Origin of the sequence: Streptomyces sp. 8N706 (genome assembly GCF_052245415.1) — a bacterium.
Classification (GTDB): domain Bacteria; phylum Actinomycetota; class Actinomycetes; order Streptomycetales; family Streptomycetaceae; genus Streptomyces.
This window is the reverse complement of record NZ_JBQQBW010000019.1, coordinates 32978-52106: the sequence shown is the minus strand read 5'-3', so window position 1 is coordinate 52106 and position 19129 is coordinate 32978. Positions and strand designations below refer to the sequence as shown.

12 protein-coding genes and 1 pseudogene are annotated in these 19129 nt (G+C 71.0%); all 13 read right to left on the bottom strand.

The window, feature by feature from the left end:
* Positions 1–126 precede the first annotated feature (126 nt).
* The gene (locus tag ACTWQE_RS10330; RefSeq protein ID WP_443328558.1) at positions 127–4266 is read right to left on the bottom strand and encodes an Rne/Rng family ribonuclease; all 4140 of its coding nucleotides are present in this window, start codon (positions 4264–4266) and stop codon (positions 127–129) included.
* Between the two features lie 270 nt (positions 4267–4536).
* On the bottom strand, positions 4537–5310 hold the full coding sequence (locus ACTWQE_RS10325; RefSeq protein WP_443328557.1) for a TIGR03936 family radical SAM-associated protein: 774 nt from the start codon (positions 5308–5310) through the stop codon (positions 4537–4539).
* Positions 5311–5358: 48 nt separating this feature from the next.
* Positions 5359–5635: pseudogene (locus tag ACTWQE_RS10320) on the bottom strand (hypothetical protein); the annotation flags it as partial.
* A gap of 515 nt (positions 5636–6150) precedes the next feature.
* Entirely contained in the window at positions 6151–8097 is a 1947-nt protein-coding gene (locus ACTWQE_RS10315; RefSeq protein ID WP_443328556.1) for a TIGR03960 family B12-binding radical SAM protein, read from the bottom strand.
* A 194-nt stretch (positions 8098–8291) separates the two neighbouring features.
* Positions 8292–9923 (bottom strand): CYTH and CHAD domain-containing protein, encoded by a 1632-nt coding sequence (locus tag ACTWQE_RS10310; RefSeq protein ID WP_443328555.1) that lies wholly within the window; start codon positions 9921–9923, stop codon positions 8292–8294.
* A gap of 51 nt (positions 9924–9974) precedes the next feature.
* On the bottom strand, positions 9975–11174 hold the full coding sequence (rodA, locus tag ACTWQE_RS10305; RefSeq protein ID WP_443328554.1) for a rod shape-determining protein RodA: 1200 nt from the start codon (positions 11172–11174) through the stop codon (positions 9975–9977).
* Entirely contained in the window at positions 11174–13351 is a 2178-nt protein-coding gene (mrdA, locus tag ACTWQE_RS10300) for a penicillin-binding protein 2 (protein WP_443328553.1), read from the bottom strand. The genes rodA and mrdA overlap by 1 nt, the downstream gene beginning before the upstream one ends.
* Positions 13352–13421: 70 nt before the next feature.
* A complete protein-coding gene (gene mreD / locus ACTWQE_RS10295) occupies positions 13422–14126 on the bottom strand; it encodes a rod shape-determining protein MreD (RefSeq protein WP_443328552.1) in 705 nt (234 codons plus the stop codon).
* A gap of 5 nt (positions 14127–14131) precedes the next feature.
* Positions 14132–15205 carry a rod shape-determining protein MreC gene (gene mreC / locus ACTWQE_RS10290; RefSeq protein ID WP_443328551.1) on the bottom strand — a complete coding sequence of 358 codons (1074 nt, stop codon included), beginning with the start codon at positions 15203–15205 and terminating at the stop codon, positions 14132–14134.
* Positions 15206–15371: 166 nt separating this feature from the next.
* Entirely contained in the window at positions 15372–16391 is a 1020-nt protein-coding gene (locus ACTWQE_RS10285; protein ID WP_443328584.1) for a rod shape-determining protein, read from the bottom strand.
* A gap of 283 nt (positions 16392–16674) precedes the next feature.
* Positions 16675–17088 (bottom strand): nucleoside-diphosphate kinase, encoded by a 414-nt coding sequence (ndk, locus tag ACTWQE_RS10280; RefSeq protein ID WP_443328550.1) that lies wholly within the window; start codon positions 17086–17088, stop codon positions 16675–16677.
* 121 nt (positions 17089–17209) lie between these two features.
* Positions 17210–17566 carry a DUF4233 domain-containing protein gene (locus ACTWQE_RS10275; RefSeq protein ID WP_443328549.1) on the bottom strand — a complete coding sequence of 119 codons (357 nt, stop codon included), beginning with the start codon at positions 17564–17566 and terminating at the stop codon, positions 17210–17212.
* 1 nt (position 17567) lies between these two features.
* Positions 17568–19082, bottom strand: a complete 1515-nt coding sequence (folC, locus tag ACTWQE_RS10270) for a bifunctional tetrahydrofolate synthase/dihydrofolate synthase (protein WP_443328548.1) — start codon at positions 19080–19082, stop codon at positions 17568–17570.
* Positions 19083–19129 lie beyond the last annotated feature (47 nt).

The following is a 19129-nucleotide window of genomic DNA, read 5'->3' as shown; positions in this document are numbered from 1 at the left end:
CCGACGGTCAAGGTTACGGAACCCTGACCAGGTGGTCAAACCGAGCCCCGGCCGCAGACGACGGCCGGGACGACCCCGCTGTCCGGCGGCCGGTGATCCGGGCGGGACCACCGGCCGCCGGCCTGCTCACGCCTCGTCGGCGGGGGCCGAGACGGACGGGTTGCTCTGCTCCGCCCCGACCGTCTTCTTCGCCGCCTTCTTGGCAGTCTTGGCCGTCTTCGCGGTCTTGGCCGTCGTCTTCTTGGCGGCCGTCTTCTTCGCCGCGGTCTTCTTGGCGGTGGCCTTCTTGGCCGGGGCCTTCTTCGCCGCGGTCTTGCGCGCCGTCTTCTTGGCCGGGGCGGGGGCCTCGCCCTCATCGGGTTCCGCCGCGGCCCCGGCCTCGGCCGCAACGGTGCCTGCTTCGGCCTCGGCGGTGCCTGCCGCGGTGTCCCCCGGCCGCGGCTGCTCCGCCGTCTCCGCCGTCGCGGCCGGAGCCGAGACGACCACAACGCCCGCCTCCTCGGAGCTCGTCGGCGAACCGGCCGGGGCCGACACCTTCCGGGTGGCACGACGGCGCGTACGGGCCGGGGCGGGCTCCGCCGCCGGAGCCGCCGGAACCTCGGTCACGGCCGGGGAGGCGGCCGCAGGCACCGCCCCGGGCTCGGGCCCGGGCTCCGGCTGCGCCTGCGGCTCGGTCCCGGCCTGGCCCTTCGATGCCGGGGCGACGACCACGACCGCCTCCTCCTCCGTCACCCTGGGCGGACCCGCGGGGGCCGACACCTTGCGGGTCGCCCTGCGGCGCGTACGGCTGGGCGTACCTCCCATGCCCTTGCGGCCACGGGGGAGCGTCGCCGCCGCCTCGGCCTCGGCAGCGCTGCTGAACAGCTCCTCGTCCGCGGCGAAGGCAGGCTCCGGCAGCGCCATGGGCTCGGCGGCCTCCGCGGCCACCTCGGCCACGGTCTCGGCCTCCTCCGGCTCCTCCTCGGCGACAGGCTCGTGCACATGCTCGACGACGAGATCGGGCTGCTGAGCGCCGCCCTTGCCCTTCTTCTTGCGCTTGCCGCCGCCCCCGCCGCCGACCGACGCCGGCTGTTCCATATGGACGATGACGCCGCGCCCGCTGCAGTGCACACAGGTCTCGGAGAAGGACTCCAGCAGACCCTGGCCGACCCGCTTCCGGGTCATCTGGACCAGGCCGAGCGAGGTGACCTCCGCCACCTGGTGCTTCGTACGGTCCCGGCCCAGGCACTCGAGCAGACGCCGCAGCACCAGGTCCCGGTTGGACTCCAGCACCATGTCGATGAAGTCGATCACGATGATGCCGCCGAGGTCGCGCAGCCGGAGCTGGCGCACGATCTCCTCGGCCGCCTCCAGGTTGTTCCTGGTGACCGTCTCCTCGAGGTTGCCGCCCTGCCCGGTGAACTTCCCGGTGTTGACGTCGACCACGATCATGGCCTCGGTCCGGTCGATCACCAGCGAGCCACCGCTGGGCAGCCAGACCTTCCGGTCGAGCGCCTTCATCAGCTGCTCGTCGATCCGGTAGGTCGCGAAGACGTCGACCTCCGAGTTCCACTTCTGCAGCCGGTCGCCGAGGTCCGGGGCGACGTGCGAGACATAGCCGTGGATGGTCTCCCAGGCCTCGCCACCGCTGACGATGACCTTGGAGAAGTCCTCGTTGAAGATGTCGCGCACGACGCGGACGGTCAGGTCCGGCTCGCCGTAGAGCAGCGCGGGAGCGTTGGCGCTCTTCGCCTTCTTCTGGATCTCCTCCCACTGCCCCTGCAGCCGCTCGACATCGCGGCGCAGCTCGTCCTCGCTCGCGCCCTCCGCGGCCGTACGGACGATGACGCCCGCGTCCTCGGGAACGATCTTCTTGAGGATCTGCTTCAGCCGTGAGCGCTCGGTGTCGGGGAGCTTGCGGCTGATGCCGGTCATCGAGCCCTCGGGCACATACACCAGGTAGCGGCCGGGGAGGGAGACCTGGCTGGTCAGCCGGGCGCCCTTGTGGCCGATCGGGTCCTTGGTGACCTGGACGAGGACGGACTGGCCGGACTTCAGCGCGGTCTCGATACGGCGCGGGCCGTTGGCCATGCCCAGCGCCTCGAAGTTGACCTCGCCCGCATACAGGACGGCGTTGCGGCCCTTGCCGATGTCGACGAAGGCGGCCTCCATCGACGGCAGCACGTTCTGGACCTTGCCCAGGTAGACGTTGCCGACGTAGCTGGTGGCCTGCTCCTTGTTGACGAAGTGCTCGACGAGGACGTTGTCCTCCAGCACGCCGATCTGGGTGCGGTCCCCCTGCTGCCGGACGACCATCACGCGCTCGACGGCCTCCCGGCGGGCCAGGAACTCGGCCTCGGTGATGATCGGCACACGACGGCGGCCCTGCTCACGGCCTTCGCGGCGACGCTGCTTCTTGGCCTCCAGGCGGGTGGAGCCCTTGATGGACTGCACCTCATCGGAGGGCTCCGCCTTGGCCCGCGGCTCGCGGATCTTGACGACCGTACGCTCCGGGTCGTCGGTCCCCCCCTCGCCCCCGACCTCGGCGGACTCCCCGCTGCGGCGGCGACGGCGACGACGGCGACGGCTGCTGCTGGAGCCACCGGCGGTGGACTCCTCCTCCCGCTCCTCCGCCTCGGTCTCCTCGGCGGCGGCGCGGTCCTGCTCGGCCTCGTCGGTGTCCTCGGGGCTCTCGGCCGTGTCCTCGGCGCCCTCGGCGGCCTCTCCACGGCGGCGGCGACGGCCACCGCGGCGGCGACGGCGGGCCGGGCGGTCGCCCGACTCCTCGTCGGTCTCGGCCCGGTCCTCGGCCTCGGGGCCCGCCTCGGCGGCCTTCTGCTCCGGGGCGGCGGCCTCGGCGGGCGCGGTGCTCTCCTCGGCGCCGCCACGGCGACGGCGACGGCGGGTACCGGGGGCCGCCTGCTGCGGCTCCTCGGTGGCCTCCTCACCCTGCTCACCTGCGGCGTCGGCGGCGGCAGCCGCCGCGGCGCTCTCCGGGGTCTGGAACATCGGCTCGGTGAAGACCGGGGCCTGGAACACGGCGGTCGGCGGCCGTACGGCCCGACGACGCCCACGTGGGGCGGCCTCGGGCGCTGCCTCGGTCGGCTCGGGCTTGCCTGTCGCCTCGGCCTGCCGGCTCTTCTCGCTCTGGTCGGCCTTCTCGGCCTGCGGCTCCGTGGCCGAAGCGGCGGCCTTACGGGAAGCACGGCGCCGGGTGCGCCCCTCCGGGGCGTCCACCGCGTCCGCGACGGTGACCTGCTCGGTGTCCGCCGCGGCAGCGGCTTCGGCCTCGCCGGCCTGCGGCGACTCGGAGGTCCGCGGCGCCTCGGCGGGGGCCGCGGCCTTACGGGTCGAGCGACGGCGGCCCCGTCCACGGGGAGTGTCCTCACCGGGCGCTCCGGCCTCGTGCTCGTCGCCACCTGCGGTGATGGAGCCACCGGACGTACGAGCGGTGGCCGTGGTCTCGTGCGCGCTCTCCTCTGCTGCGACAGCCCGGGTGGCCGGCTCGGCGGCCTCGGTGCCCGCCGGCGGACCTGCCGGGGCGGACGCCTGACGGGTCGCCCGGCGGCGCGTACGTGCGGGCTTCGACTCCTCGACGGACGCGACGGCCTCGGAGGGAATCCCACCGGCTCCGGACCCGGCGACCGGACCCTGATCACCGGACGCCGACGCAGCAGCAGAACCCGCCACCACCGTCACCACCTCCGGCTCACCAGCCTCCGCACCCTGCGGCGCACCAGCCGGAGCCGTCACCTTCCGCGTCGCACGACGCCGCGTACGAGCAGGCTTCGACTCCTCGACGGACGCGACGGCCTCGACCGGCTCCTGCGTACCATCCTCGGTCTCCTGTGCCCCGAGCGTCTCCTGTGCCCCGGGCGTTCCGGCGTCGGACGTTCCGGCCTCGGGCGTCTGCCGTGCCCCGGCCACTCCCTCGGCCTCGGCGGGCTCCTCCGCCACCGGTTCCTGCTCGCCGGACTCGGTGCCGGGCACGGCCGTCACGGCCTCTGCCGGAATCACGGCATCACCGCCGGAGGCACCGGCCGCGGCCGCGGCCTCCACCGAATCCGGGGCCGCCTCCGCGGGCTCCGCGACAGCGGACTCCGTGGACGGTATGGCCGGAGCCGCCGTGGCTTCCGCTCCGGTCGCGACCGGAGGTCCGGCCGGACGCGATGCCGCGCGGCGCCGGCGGCGCGGCGGCAGGTTGTCGCTGGGGCTGTTGTTGTTCTCTGAGCTGTCCCCGGCGGCGCTGTTGCGCGCCGCCTCCGTGGGCTCCATTGGCTCGAGCATGCGGGCGGTTCTCCCGTCACGCTCCCGGGCGCCGCGTCGGATTCCGGCCGCGGCCCGCGTGATGTGCGCGGTGCCGCCGTCCGGGGCGCGGGCGCCACACGGGAGCTGTCGTCTCGCTCGCCGGGGGCCGTAGGCCCGACACCCGGCGAAAGTCTGCTGTGTCAGTGCGTCTGCCGGACCCGGGTGGCTCCCGGTGCATCGGCGGCGCTTCGACGAGCCCTCAGCCCTCCACCGGCAGGGAGTGGCTCGCACGCCCTGCCGACGGACGACCTACGCGGAACCTTCCGGCGCCGTCGCGGTCAGCCCGGCGGCCGTGGGTGGGGCGGCCATGACTGCCTCGCGGTCAGGCGCGAGCGGGTCGGTCACCGTGCCGGACTCCTCATCGAGCAGCCCCTGCGCCAGCCTGGTCACCGCAGCGGGGACCGGCGGCGCCAGGTCGGCCGTGGCGCGGAGACCGGACAGGACGTCGTCGGGTCGCACGGCAGGTGTCAAATGCCGAACAACCAGCCGCAGTATCGCACAGGCGCTGACCCCGGGCCTATCAGCCGGCCCCTCGAACGCCTCGAGACGTGCGACCGCGCCCCGTGCGTCGAAGGTTCGCAACCCGTTTTTCGTCCGCCGCTGGACCTCCACGGTTTCCCGCGCGAGGAAAGCCGCGGCGGCCCGCTCGGCGTCGGCGGCTGCCACCCCGTCGAGCCGCAGCTCCCAGACGGACGCCTCCAGCCGCTCGGCGAGCCCGGAGGCCCGGGCCTCGACGGCGTCGGTGATGTCGAGCCCGGCCGGCAGCGACTCGTCGAGCAGCACCCGCAGTTCCTCGGGGTCCCGCGCTTCGGTGAGCGCGATCTCCAGATACTCGGCCTCGCTGCCCGTGCCGGTGGGTGCGGCATTGGCGTACGACACCTTGGGGTGCGGTGTGAAACCGGCCGAGTACGCCATGGGCACCTCGGCGCGGCGCAGCGCGCGCTCGAAAGCACGCTGGAAGTCGCGGTGGCTGGTGAACCGGAGGCGGCCGCGCTTGGTGTAGCGCAGTCGGATGCGCTGCACCGCGGGCGCGGGCGGGGGGCCTTCGGGCTGTCGCTTGCCCAGTGTCGTTCAGTCCTTCGTGAGAGCTGTCGTACTGCTACCAAGAGTACGTGTCCCGGGAGCGCCCGGTTCCCGGCGGGGCGTGCCGAACAGGGCCCGGCGGATCTCCGCCCGGGTCTGCCGCGCGGAGGCGCGCGCGGAGGCGACAGCCTGCCGGGCTCCGCGTCCGCCTCTCGTACGGCCCGGGCGGCCGGCGCCAGAGCTGGGCGCGGACGGCGTGACCGACCGGTGTCAGCACGGTCCGGTACGCCCAGCGGACGGGCAGGACGAAGAGCCTGCGGAACAGCCTGACGAGATGCGGCGTCTCCCTGGCCGGTCGACGCCGGGACGGTCGATGGTGCTCGGACACCTGCCGGCCGGAAGCGGCGTAACGACCTGATTCACAACTTCTGGCGCGAGCGCATCCAGCCAGAGCAAGGGCCCCAACCACCCGGCGAACGATCGGAAGATGGCGACTCAGCGGCTCGGCGAGCAACGACGACGGCCACAACCAGGCAAGACAGACCAGAGCCCCGGCTCACCCCTCCTTGCGAGGGTTGAGGCCGGGGCCCTTCTCTGCGTTGTGGGCAGGGTCCGCCTACACCCACTCGATCGAGGCGGAGACGGACACTCGGGGCGCCTTCACCTCTGTCGGCAGGGGCCTACGAGGAGCAGGGGCGGAGGTTCGCTCTGGACGTCGAGCGCCCATCCGAGAGAGCGCCTGCACGGCTTGCTCCCGCTCGCTCTCAGACAGCTTGGCCAGCGCCTCGGCTACCGCTTCACGGGCTCTCTCGGGGGCGGGGAGCGGCCTTCCTGACCTGCTCACTTCCCCTCACTGCCGGTGTTGACGGGAGTCAGGGGGAGCAGGCTCTTACCAGCGGTGGGGCTCAGTTGTGGCCATGTGTCGAACTGCGGGCAGACGCCACAGTCGAAGCACGGCGTCCAGCGGCAGTCCTCGACCTCGGTCTCGTCGAGGGAGTCCTGCCAGTCCTCCCAGAGCCAGTCCTTGTCGAGGCCGGAGTCCAGGTGGTCCCAGGGCAGGACCTCCTCGTAGGTGCGCTCACGGGTGGTGTACCAGTCGACGTCGACGCCCTGCTCGGGCAGCGTCTTCCCGGCGCACTCCATCCAGGTGTCGTAGGAGAAGTGCTCGCGCCAGCCGTCGAAGCGGCCGCCGGACTCGTACACCGCGCGGATGACCGCGCCCACCCGGCGGTCACCGCGCGAGAGCAGGCCCTCGACGATGCCGGGCTTGCCGTCGTGGTAGCGGAAGCCGATGGAGCGCCCGTACTTCTTGTCGCCGCGGATCTTGTCGCGCAGCTTCTCGAGGCGCGCGTCGGTGTCCTCGGCGGACAGCTGCGGGGCCCACTGGAAGGGCGTGTGCGGCTTGGGCACGAAGCCGCCGATCGAGACCGTGCAGCGGATGTCGTTCTTGCCGGAGACCTCGCGGCCCTTGGCGATGACATTGACCGCCATGTCGCCGATCTGCAGCACGTCCTCGTCGGTCTCGGTGGGCAGACCGCACATGAAGTACAGCTTCACCTGGCGCCAGCCGTTGCCGTACGCCGTGGCGACGGTCCTGATCAGGTCCTCCTCCGAGACCATCTTGTTGATGACCTTGCGGATGCGCTCGGAGCCCCCCTCGGGGGCGAAGGTGAGGCCGGACCGGCGGCCGTTGCGGGTCAGTTCGTTGGCGAGGTCGATGTTGAAGGCGTCGACGCGGGTGGAGGGGAGGGACAGGCCGATCTTGTCCTCCTCGTAGCGGTCCGCGAGCCCCTTGGCGACGTCGCCGATCTCACTGTGGTCCGCCGAGGACAGGGAGAGGAGGCCGACCTCCTCGAATCCGGTGGCCTTCAGACCCTTGTCCACCATGTCGCCGATGCCGGTGATGCTGCGCTCCCGCACCGGGCGGGTGATCATGCCGGCCTGGCAGAAGCGGCAACCGCGGGTGCAGCCGCGGAAGATCTCCACCGACATCCGCTCGTGGACGGTCTCGGCGAGCGGGACCAGGGGCTGCTTCGGGTACGGCCACTCGTCGAGGTCCATGACGGTGTGCTTGGAGACCCGCCACGGCACGCCCGAGCGGTTCGGCACGACCCGGCCGATGCGTCCGTCGGCGAGGTACTCGACGTCGTAGAACTTCGGCACGTACACACCGCCGGTCCTGGCCAGGCGGAGCAGCAGCTCGTCGCGGCCGCCCAGGCGGCCCTCGCCCTTCCAGGCCCGGATGACCTCGGTGATCTCCAGCACGGCCTGCTCGCCGTCGCCGATGACCGCGCAGTCGATGAAGTCGGCGATCGGCTCCGGGTTGAAGGCGGCGTGGCCGCCCGCCAGGACCACTGGGTGGTCCTCGGTGCGGTCCTTGGCCTCCATCGGAATGCCGGAGAGGTCGAGCGCGGTGAGGAGGTTGGTATACCCGAGCTCGGTGGAGAAGGAGACGCCGAGCACGTCGAAGGCGCCGACGGGGCGGTGTGCGTCCACCGTGAACTGCGGGACGCTGTGCTCGCGCATGAGCTCTTCGAGGTCCGGCCAGACGCTGTACGTGCGCTCGGCGAGCACGCCCTCGCGCTCGTTGAGCACCTCGTAGAGGATCATGACGCCCTGGTTGGGCAGCCCGACCTCGTACGCGTCGGGATACATCAGCGCCCATCGCACATCGCAGGCGTCCCAGTCCTTGACGGTGGAGTTGAGCTCTCCGCCGACGTACTGGATGGGCTTCTGGACATGCGGGAGAAGCGCTTCCAGGCGGGGGAAGACCGACTCGACAGGCATCGCGGCGTCTCTCGTGAGCTGGCGGGGGACGACCCGCCGATGGCGGCGGGCGGGTGACCATCCAGCGTACCGTGTGCCCGGGCGGTGCCTTCCGGCCCGGCCTGCACCGTATGCTCCGCGCCTGAGACGTACGCTCCGCGCCTGAGACGTACGCTCCGTGGGCTGCGGCGACCGCTCCGGGCGGGCCGCACCACTCAGCCCTTCAGCGCGGTGCGGTTCTTCTTCCGGGAGGCTTCCTTCCAGGCCCGGGGCAGCTCGTGCTCGCGGGCAGCCGCGCGCATCTCCTCGTGCCCGTAGAGCACGCCGAAGGTGAAGGCGCTCTCGCCCGCCGCCTGGGCCTGGAGAGCCAGCTCCCGCAGGGCACCGCGGGCGACGACGCTGTCCTGGTGGTCGCCCAGTACGTCCTGGAGGGTCGTCATGTGCCCGACGAACCGTTTGGCCGGTTTGCCGATGGCGGGGTGGGCGGTCTCGGCGGCGTAGCGGACGCGTTTGGCGGCTTTGCGGGCCTCGTGCATGGCGATGTCGCGCTCGCGGCCCTCGGGAGCGGCGAGGGCGGTGTCCATGCGCCCGGCGAGCCGTTCGAACTCGCGCAGTACGGCGTCGGGGAGGACGTCGAGCGGCCCGCGGCCCGCGGCGGGCAGCAGTGGCGGGTCGGCGAGGAGCCGGTCGAGGGTGCCCAGGAGAGCGAGATAGCGGCTGCTGTCGAGGACGGTGAGGAGCTCGTGGCGTGATCCGCTGCGCTTGGCGTTGGACCAGGTGCGCAGGCGTCCTCGCGCTGGCCCGATCAGCAGGGTGTGGGGCAGCTCGCCGAGGCGGTCGTACAGCCGCGCGGTGAGCACCTCGCGGTCACGGTCGACGCCGAGCTCGCCCGCGAGCCACTTCAGCTCCTCACCGACCGGGTCGGTGACGTCCCGGTCGAGGATGCGGCGGAAGGATCTGAAGGCGCTGCGCAGCCTGCGGGTGGCGACGCGCATCCGGTGTACGGAGTCGGGCTGGTCGCGGCGGACGGCGGGGTCGAGTTCGACGAGGGCGGTGACCTGGGTGCGGACGTAGCGGAGGAGATGGTCGCCCGCGGTGGCCCGGGCGGGCAGCTCTGTTGTCCCACCACGCGTCGCCTTCTCGCCGCCCTTGGCCTTCTTCCCACCCTTCTTCTCCGACTTCCCGCCGCCCTTCTCCTCGGTCTCCCCGCCCTGCTCCCCGGCTGAGTCGGCTTCTCCACCGCCGCCCGGGCGGGTCTCGGCGAGGGCGCGTGCGAGCTTGGAGGGTCCGGCCGCGCGCCGGATTCCGGCCTCGCGGAGGGTCTGCTCGACGGTGTCGAGGAAGGTGTGATCGACGCCCTCGCCGAGCTCGACCTCGATCTCGGTCCAGCGCGCGGTCCCCTGGCCGCCGTGGAGCCGGTCGGCCGTGACCGCGTCCACACTGACCTCGGCGAGCACCCTGCCGTCGGCGTCGAGGAGATGCCGCAGGTCACGCTCGGACCGCAGCCGGACGACCGCTACGAGCGGCTGGTCGCGCACCCGCGACCGTACGAGCCGGGCAAGCTCTCGCGGCAGCTCCTCGGAGAGCGGGGCGTGGATCTCCTCACGGGTGTCCGGGCCGAGGGGCAGTTTCAGATGCCAGCCCTCGTCGTCGCCTCCCGTGCGGCGGCGCAGCGTGATGCGGTCCGCGGCCAGCCGTTCCCCCGGGGTGTCGTAGTAGACGGCGTCGAGGTGGGTGACGCCCTGGTCGGCCACGGCCGCGACCCCGGGGATCTCCGACAGGTCTGGAAGCCTGCCGTCCGCAGGAGCCTCGTACTTGCGCTCGACCTCGCGTATCCGGTCCGCCATGACGTGAATCTACCCGCAGAAGTCCGTCCCGGTCAGTCCTCGTCGGGCGGATCAGGCCGACACCCGTCGCTGCACCTTGATGGACTCCAGCAGGCCGACGGCGATCCAGACGGCGAACATGGAGGTGCCGCCGTACGAGACGAAGGGCAGGGGCAGGCCCGCGACCGGCATGATGCCGAGCGTCATACCGATGTTCTCGAACGACTGGAAGGCGAACCAGGCGATGATCCCGGCGGCAACCACCGTGCCGTACAGCTCGGTGGTGTCGCGGGCGATACGACAGGCACGCCACAGGATGACGCCCAGCAGCAGGATGATCAGGCCCGCGCCGAGGAACCCCAGCTCCTCGCCCGCGACCGTGAAGATGAAGTCGGTCTGCTGCTCGGGCACGAACTGGCCGGTGGTCTGGTGGCCGTTGAAGAGGCCGGTACCGCTGAGGCCGCCGGAGCCGATGGCGATACGCGCCTGGTTGGTGTTGTAGCCGACGCCCGCGGGGTCGAGTTCGGGGTTGGCGAAGGCCGCGAACCGGTTGATCTGGTATTCGTCCAGGAGGCCGAGCTGCCAGACCGCGATCGCCCCGGCCGCGCCGGTGGCGATCAGCCCGATCACCCAGCGGTTGGAGGCGCCGGAGGCGAGCAGGACGCCGAGCACGATCACGACGATCACCATCACCGAGCCGAGGTCCGGCATCAGCATGATGATCACGATGGGCAGCGCTGCCAGGCCGAGGGCCTGGACGACGGTGCGGTGGTCGGGATGGATCCGGTCGCCGGCGTCCACCCGCGCGGCCAGCAGTATCGACATGCCGAGGATGATCGTGATCTTGGCGAACTCGGAGGGCTGGAGGGAGAAGCCGCCGCCGATCTGGATCCATGCGTGCGAGCCGTTGATGGTGGAGCCCAGCGGTGTGAGGACGGCCGCGGTGAGCAGGATCGACAGGCCGTAGAGCACTGGGACGGCGCCGCGCAGGGTGCGGTGGCCCAGCCAGATCGTGCCGACCATCAGGGCCAGTCCGATGCCGGTGTTGAGGACGTGCCGGAACAGGAAGTAGTACGGGTCGCCCTGGTTGAGCTCGGTGCGGTTACGGGTCGCCGACCATACGAGCAGCGAGCCGAGGCCGGACAGGGCGAGGGCCGAGCCGAGCAGCATCCAGTCCAGTCGGCGGACCAGCGAGTCGCGCGCGGTGAGCTTGCCCCAGGCGCCGGGTTCGGGGGTGTAGCGGCGGATGGAGAAGCTGGACGAGGTGCTCACTAGTGCCTCCGCCTGTCCAGGGCCGCCTGTTCCACGCCGCCGGGCGACTCGCTCGGCTTCGGGGGCTCGTACGGCTTGGCCTCCTCGGCCTGGATCGAACCGTCCTTCTCGATCTTCGGCAGCGACTTCTCAGGCTCGGGGAGCAGCGCGCGCTTCTTGTCGATGCCGCCCTTCTCGTCGGCCCCGTACAGCGCGTTGTAGATCTTGCGCACCGCCGGACCGGAGGCGCCGGAGCCGGTGCCGCCCTGGGAGATCGTCATGACGATCGAGTAGTCCTTGGTGTAGGTCGCGAACCAGGACGTGGTCTGCTTGCCGTAGACCTCGGCCGTACCGGTCTTGGCGTGCATCGGGATCTCGTCCTGGGGCCAGCCGCCGAACCGCCAGGCGGCGGTGCCCCGGGTGGCGACGCCGGCGAGGGCCTCGTCCATCTGGTTGAGGGTCTTCTTTTTCACCGGGAGCTTCCCGTGGGGCTGGGGCTTGATCTCCTCGATGTGCTTGCCGTCGGGGCTGATGACCGCCTTGCCGACGGAGGGGTTGTAGAGCGTGCCGCCGTTGCTGATCGCGGAGTAGATGGTCGCCATCTGGATGGGGGTGACGAGGGTGTCGCCCTGGCCGATGGAGTAGTTCACCGCGTCGTAGGCGTGCAGTTTCATGCCCTCGAGGCAGCCCTCCCGGGCGAGGAGGGTCTCGTAGTCCTTCTTCCCCGGCCAGGCCTTGGCCCGTTTGCACCAGCTGTCCTTGTTGGCCTTCCAGAAGTCCTTCTTCCACTGGCGGTCGGGGACCCGGCCGGTGACCTCGTTGGGCAGGTCGATCCCGGTCTCCGCGCCGAGGCCGAACTGGTGCGCGGTCCTGAAGAACCAGTCCTTGGCGTCCTTCTTCGGCTTGAGCCCGCCGTCCTTCTTCCACTGCTGGTGCGCGAGGGCGTAGAAGACGGTGTCGCAGGAGACCTCCAGGGCCCGCCCCAGGTCGATCGAGCCATGGCTCTGCGACTCGAAGTTCTTGAAGACCTGTCCGCCGATGCTGTACGAACTGCCGCAGTTGTAGCCGCCGTTGAAGTCGTAGCCGGCGTTGACCGAGGCGGCGGTGGAGATCACCTTGAAGATGGAGCCGGGTGCGGCCTGTCCCTGGATGGCCCGGTTGAGCAGCGGGTAGTTGGACTTCTTGCTGGTCATCCGGGTGTAGTCCTTGCCGGAGATACCGCCGACCCAGGCGTTCGGGTCGTAGTCGGGGTTGGACGCCATCGCGACCACCCGTCCCGTCTTGGCCTCCATGACCACGACCGCGCCCGCGTCCGCCTCGTACGGGCGGTTGGTGTTGCGGTCGATCTGCTTGCGGGCCTCCTTCATGGCCCCGTCCAGCTCCTTTTCCGCTATGGCCTGCACGCGGGCGTCGATGCTGGTGACGACGGAGGAACCGGCCTCGGACGGGTCGCTGCGCTCCTGGCCGATGACCCGGCCGAGGTTGTCCACCTCGTAGCGGGTGACACCGGCCTTGCCGCGCAGGTACTTGTCGTAGCTGCGCTCCAGCCCCGAGCGGCCGATCTGGTCGGAGCGCAGCAACGGGGAACGGCCGTCCTTGGCCTTCTCGATCTCCTCGTCGGTGACGGGCGAGAGATACCCGAGCACCTGGGCGGTGTTGGCCTTGAGCGGCGCGGGGTAGCGGCGTACGGCGGTGGGCTCGGCGGTGATCCCGGGGAAGTCCTCGGCGCGCTCACGGATCTGCAGCGCCTGCTGCGTGGTGGCCTCGTCGGTGACCGGGATGGGCTGGTAGGGGGAACCGTTCCAGCAGGGCTGGGGGGTCTTGGCGTCACACAGCCGGACCTTCTCGCTGACCTCCTCGGGCTTCATACCGAGGACTCCGGCGAGCCGGTCGAGGACGGCCTTGCCGTCGTCCTTCATCTTCAACAGCTCGGTACGGCTGGCGGAGACGACGAGGCGGGTCTCGTTGTCGGCGAGCGGCACTCCGCGGGCGTCCAGGATGGAGCCCCGGGTCGCGGGCTGGACGACCTGCTGGACGTGGTTGCTGGCGGCCTCGTCGGCGTATTCGTCGCCGTTGCGGATCTGGAGGTACCAGAGCCGCCCTCCCAGGGTGAGCAGCAGCGAGAACACCAGGATCTGCAGGGCGACCAGGCGGATGGTGACCCGGGGAGTGCGCCCGGTTTCGGGAATATTGCTCATAGTGCGGGGCGCCTCCGTTGAGGGTGGCGGTGGGCGACGGAGGGACGGTGGGCGACGGGTCCGTCGGGGCTCATAGCCGCTTGACCCCCTTGAGGCGCCCCGCCCGGCTCCTGACCGAACCGCCGAGCACACTGCCGCGACCGCCGCGGAGCCGGCCGACACCGTTCGTACGGCTGGTGCGCGCTCTCGGCTTGAGGAGGCTGCCGGTGGTCCCGAAGCCCCGCAGCGCCGCGTCCGTTCCGCCTGCGCTGCCCGAGGGCTCGGCCATCGGGTCGTTGTCGGCGCGCCGGGCCAGTGCCATGACCCCCGGTACCACGAAGGGCGCGAGCAGCAGGTCGTAGAGCGTGGCCGTGAGGACCAGGCTGACGAGGCCGACCTGGCGGGCCGCGGTGTCTCCGACGAGGGCGCCGACGCCCGCGTACATCAACGTGGTGCTCACGGCCGCGCCCACCACGACGAGCAGCGGTCCGGCCGCCGAGCGCAGCCGGCCGTTCTCCGGCTTCGCCAGCCCCGCGAGGTAGCCGACGATCGACAGCACCAGCGCGTAGCGGCCCACCGCGTGGTCGGCGGGCGGCGCCAGGTCGGCCAGCAGTCCGGCTCCGAACCCGACGAGGGCGCCGCCGACGTGCCCGTACACGAGGGCGAGGGCGAGCACGACGAGAAGCATCAGATCGGGCACCGCACCCGGCAGTTGGAGCCGGGCGAGGATGCTCACCTGGACGACGAGCGCGACGACCACCAGCGTGGCCGAGAGCAGCATCCGGTTGAAGCGCATGGGGGTCAGCTCCTGGTGGGACGCGGGGCGGGCGTTTCCGCGGCGCCGGCGGGACTCGCCCCGTCGCCGGCGGGACTCGCCCCGTCGCCGGCGGGACTCTCCCCGCCCCCGGCGGGAGTCGCCCCGGCGGCGGGCTCGCTCGCCTCGTCCATAGGGGCTCCCGAACCGTCGGCGGAGGGGGTGACGGTGACGGTCACCGTGGGCGTCGGCTTCGGCTTCACGGGCGGCGGGAGCACCGTGTCGCGGGGGTCCTTGCGCGGCGGCTGGACCACCACGCCGACGATGTCGAGCTTGGTGAAGCCGACGTACGGACGGACCTGGAGGGTACGGGTGAGGGCGCCGTTCGCGGGGTCGACACGGACGACCTCGCCGACCGGCACACCGGGTACGAACGGCTTGTCGGCGCGCGAGCCGAAGGTGACCAGCCGGTCCCCCTTCGCCACCCTGGCCTTGCCGTTGAGGAGCTGCACCCGCAGCGGACGGTCTCCCTGCCCGGTGGCGAAGCCCAGCTCGGCGGTCTTCTCCATGCGTGTGCCGACGGTGAAGTCCGGGTCGTTGGCCAGCAGCACGGTCGCTGTGGAGGGTCCGACCGTGGTGACCCGGCCGACCAGGCCGTCTCCGTTGAGGACCGTCATATCGCGGGTGATGCCGTCCTCGCTGCCCGCGTCGATGGTGACGGTCCAGGAGAAGCCCTGCGCGGCTCCTATGGCGATGACCTCGGCACCCTTGATGCCGTACCGGCCGGCACCCGCGGTCTTCAGCATCTTGTCGAGTTCGGCGGCGCGCCCCCGGGTGCGGACATCGCTGCCGAGCTTCACCTTGAGCGCCGCGTTCTCGCGTTCGAGTCTGCTGATCCGGTCGTGCCGCTCACCCGAGTCGCGGACGGCGCCGATGGCGTTGCCGATCGGGTTCACGGCGGAGGCGACGCCGTTCTCCACGGGCCCGAAGGCCGACGCGGCTGCCTGCCGGACGCTGTCGAGCGGGGAATCCTCGCCGCCACGGATATCCACCGTGATCAGTGCGAACGCGATGGCGATCAGCAGCACCAGGAGCAACCGGCTCTCTCGTGTGTCCCTCACGTGCGGCGGCCGTGCCTTCCTCGTCGGACCGGACGGCTGCGGGCCCGCCGGTCGGGAGTGTCATGCCTGAATGCGAACAGGGTGCGGATCGGAAGCTGTTGTTTTGTTGTGCGAACGATCCGCCGTGCGGAACACCGTCACCGCACGGCGGAATCCGTCCCGTGCGTCATCTGCGGGGCTGGGCGTCCAGCACCTGCTGGAGCGCCTCGAACTCCTCCACACACTTGCCGGAACCCAGCGCGACCGAGTCCAGCGGGTCCTCGGCGATATGGATCGGCATACCGGTCTCACGGCGCAGCCGCTCGTCGAGACCGCGCAGCAGCGCACCGCCGCCGGTCAGCACGATGCCGCGGTCCATCACATCGCCGGACAGCTCCGGCGGGCACTTGTCGAGCGTGGTCTTGACCGCGTCCACAATCGAGTTGACCGGCTCCTCCATGGCCTTGCGGACCTCGGCGGCGGAGATGACGACGGTCTTCGGCAGGCCGCTGACCAGGTCGCGACCGCGGATCTCGGTGTGCTCCTCCTGCTCGAGGTCGTACGCCGAGCCGATGGTCATCTTGATGTTCTCGGCGGTGCGCTCACCGAGAAGGAGGCTGTACTCCTTCTTGATGTGCTGGATGATCGCGTTGTCCAGCTCGTCACCGGCGACCCGGATCGACTGTGCCGTGACGATTCCGCCGAGCGAGATCACGGCGACCTCGGTGGTGCCGCCGCCGATGTCGACCACCATGTTGCCGGTGGCCTCGTGGACCGGGAGGCCAGAGCCGATCGCCGCCGCCATCGGCTCCTCGATGATGTGCACCTGGCGGGCGCCCGCCTGGGTGGACGCCTCGATGACGGCACGGCGCTCGACACCGGTGATACCGGAGGGCACACACACCACGACGCGGGGGCGCGCCAGATAACGGCGCTTGTGGATTTTCAGGATGAAGTAGCGGAGCATCCGCTCCGTGATCTCGAAGTCGGCGATGACGCCGTCTTTGAGCGGACGTACGGCGACGATGTTGCCGGGGGTGCGGCCGATCATCTTCTTCGCTTCGGCACCGACCGCCAGGATGCCGCCGGTATTGGTGTTGATGGCGACGACGGATGGCTCGTTGAGGACGATCCCGCGACCCCTGACGTACACCAGCGTGTTGGCGGTGCCGAGGTCGACAGCCATGTCACGGCCGATGAACGACATATTGTTCCCCATGAGGATACGTCTGGCCTTCCCAGCTGGAGCGATGATGAGTTGCAGGTCGGCAGGGCGGGCGCTGTGGGTGTGGAGGTTTCCATCGTAGTCACGCTCGCTGGAACGCGCCGCGAGGGTTACTCCGCCAATTGTCAGCAGAACACGCGCCTACCCCCGTATTGGTGACGTCGTGTCGGAGTGACAGGTTCCCCCAATCGCTGCGCGTATGCCAAGGGGCGATCGAATTTATTCGATCGCCCCAGGTCACAAGCGGATTACGGCTGACAGGGCGTCAGGCAAGGCGGGGAAAGAAAATCTTCAGCTCTCGCTCCGCGGACTCCTCCGAGTCCGAGGCGTGAATGAGGTTCTCCCGGACAATCGTGCCGAAGTCGCCCCGGATGCTGCCGGGCGCGGCGGCGATCGGATCGGTCGGCCCGGCCAGTGTCCGCAGACCCTCGATGACCCGCTCGCCCTCGACGACCATCACCACGACCGGGCCGGAGGACATGAACTCCACCAGCGGCTCGTAGAACGGCTTGCCGACGTGCTCGGCGTAGTGCTGCTCCAGCACGGGGCGGTCCAGGTCGCGCAGCTCCAGCGCGCTGATCTTCCAGCCGGCCTTCCGCTCGATCCGGCCGATGACCTCACCGATCAGACCGCGTCGTACGGCATCGGGCTTGAGAAGGACGAGCGTGCGCTGGCTCACGGTGCGGGCTCCTTAGCTGTGTTCTCCGGGCGCGGTGGCAGAGGCGGCTGACGCCGCGCGGCCCGGGTCCCCGAGGCACTGTGCGGGTGCGAAGAGGCTACATGGGTGAGCGACCGCGCCATCACACAGCGCCCGTCCCCGGGTCCGCCGACCGCGCCGCGAACCTGGCCCTCGCCTCGTCGACCTTCCGGCCGTAGCGGACCGAGGCCCACCACAGCCCCGCGAAGCACGCTCCGAGGAAGTACATCACCGGGACGACGAAGCCGGAGGCGATCAGCCCGAGCTGCAGCGCCCAGCCGATCTGCACCGCCCCCGGCCGTCCCAGCATCCCGCACAGCAGCACACAGAGCAGCATGGCGACGCCGCTCACCGTCCAGACCGTGGCCGCCGACAGATCCGATGTCTGCATCGCGACCAGCCCCGCGAAGCCGATGACGAAGAACTCACCGATCAGCGTGCTCGCACACAGGGTTCGCATCTCAGCCCCTTCCCAGCAGCAGCCGGGCCTCGCCGACCGTGATCACCGAGCCGGTCACCAGCACACCCGCGCCGGAGAACTCGCTCTCCTCCTCCGCCAGGGTGATCGCCGCTTCCAGGGCATCGTCGAGTCTCGGCTCGACCTGCACCCGCTCCTGCCCGAACACCTCCACCGCGAGCGCCGCCAGCTCGTCCACGTCCATGGCGCGATGGCTGGAGTTCCGGGTCACCACGACCTCCGCGAAGATCGGCTCGAAGGCCTCCATGAAGCCCTTCACATCCTTGTCGCCGCTCATGCCGACCACCCCGACCAGACGGCTGAAACCGAACGCCTCGGTGACCGCCTCCGACGCGGCCCGCGCCCCCGAGGGGTTGTGCGCGGCGTCCAGGATCACCGTCGGGCTCTTGCGGACGACCTCCAGGCGGCCCGGCGAGACGACCGACGCGAACGCCGAGCGCACGGTGTCGATGTCGAGCGTACGGGCGTGCTGCGAGCCGATCCCGAAGAAGGCCTCGACCGCCGCCAGCGCCACCGCCGCGTTGTGCGCCATATGCGCTCCGTGCAGCGGCAGGAAGACGTCCGGGTACTCGCCGCCCAGGCCGCGCAGCGTCAGCAGCTGCCCGCCGACCGCGACCTCCCGGTGGGCGACCCCGAACTCCATGCCCTCCCGTGCGACCGTGGCGTCGACCTCGACCGCCCGCTTGAGCATCACCTGGGCCGCGTCCACCGGCTGCTGGGCCAGGACGACGGTGGCGGCCTCCTTGATGATGCCGGCCTTCTCCCCGGCGATCTGGCCGGGCGTGGTGCCCAGCCGGTCCGTATGGTCCAGCGCGATGGGCGTCACCACGGCGACCTGCCCGTCGACCACATTCGTGGCGTCCCAGCTGCCGCCCATCCCGACCTCGACCACCGCCACATCGACCGGTGCGTCGGCGAACGCCGCGTACGCCATACCCGTGAGCACCTCGAAGAAGGACAGCCGGTGCTCCTGCGCGGCGTCGACCATCTCCAGATACGGCTGGAGGTCGCGGTACGTCTCGATGAAGCGCTCGGCGGACACCGGCGCGCCGTCCAGGCTGATCCGCTCGGTCACCGACTGGACGTGCGGGCTGGTGTAGCGGCCCGTACGCAACTCGAACGTGGCCAGCAGCGCCTCGATCATCCGGGCCGTGCTGGTCTTGCCGTTGGTGCCGGTGATGTGGATCGAGGGGTACGCGCGCTGCGGCTCGCCGAGGACGTCCATCAGCGCCTCGATACGCACCAGCGACGGGTCGAGCTTGGTCTCCGGCCACCGGTCGGCCAGGGCGCTCTCGACCTCGCGCAGCGCCCGGTCGACCTCCGGGTCCTGCGGGCGGGCCGGGACACCGTCGCCCTGGGGCGGCCCGGCCTGGGTGCGCAGGGTCCGGCTTCCGGCCTCGATCACCGCCAGGTCCGGGTCACGTTCGGTCTCGGCTCCGACGATCTCCTCGAAGGGGTCGGGGCCGTCGGGGTCGTCGGTCTCGGGGGGCTCACTCACGCCCCCAGTCTACGGAGCCGGTACGGCCGCGCCGCGCCCTGGTAGGA

What these genes read in the sequence shown, in the direction of transcription:
- ACTWQE_RS10275 (WP_443328549.1), bottom strand. Translation starts at nt 17,566, where the DNA reads ATGCGAACCCTGTGTGCGAGCACGCTGATCGGTGAGTTCTTCGTCATC.
- mreD (WP_443328552.1), bottom strand. Translation starts at nt 14,126, where the DNA reads ATGCGCTTCAACCGGATGCTGCTCTCGGCCACGCTGGTGGTCGTCGCG.
- mrdA (WP_443328553.1), bottom strand. Translation starts at nt 13,351, where the DNA reads ATGAGCAATATTCCCGAAACCGGGCGCACTCCCCGGGTCACCATCCGC.
- ACTWQE_RS10315 (WP_443328556.1), bottom strand. Translation starts at nt 8,097, where the DNA reads ATGCCTGTCGAGTCGGTCTTCCCCCGCCTGGAAGCGCTTCTCCCGCAT.
- ACTWQE_RS10310 (WP_443328555.1), bottom strand. Translation starts at nt 9,923, where the DNA reads ATGGCGGACCGGATACGCGAGGTCGAGCGCAAGTACGAGGCTCCTGCG.
- ACTWQE_RS10285 (WP_443328584.1), bottom strand. Translation starts at nt 16,391, where the DNA reads ATGTCGTTCATCGGCCGTGACATGGCTGTCGACCTCGGCACCGCCAAC.
- ACTWQE_RS10330 (WP_443328558.1), bottom strand. Translation starts at nt 4,266, where the DNA reads ATGCTCGAGCCAATGGAGCCCACGGAGGCGGCGCGCAACAGCGCCGCC.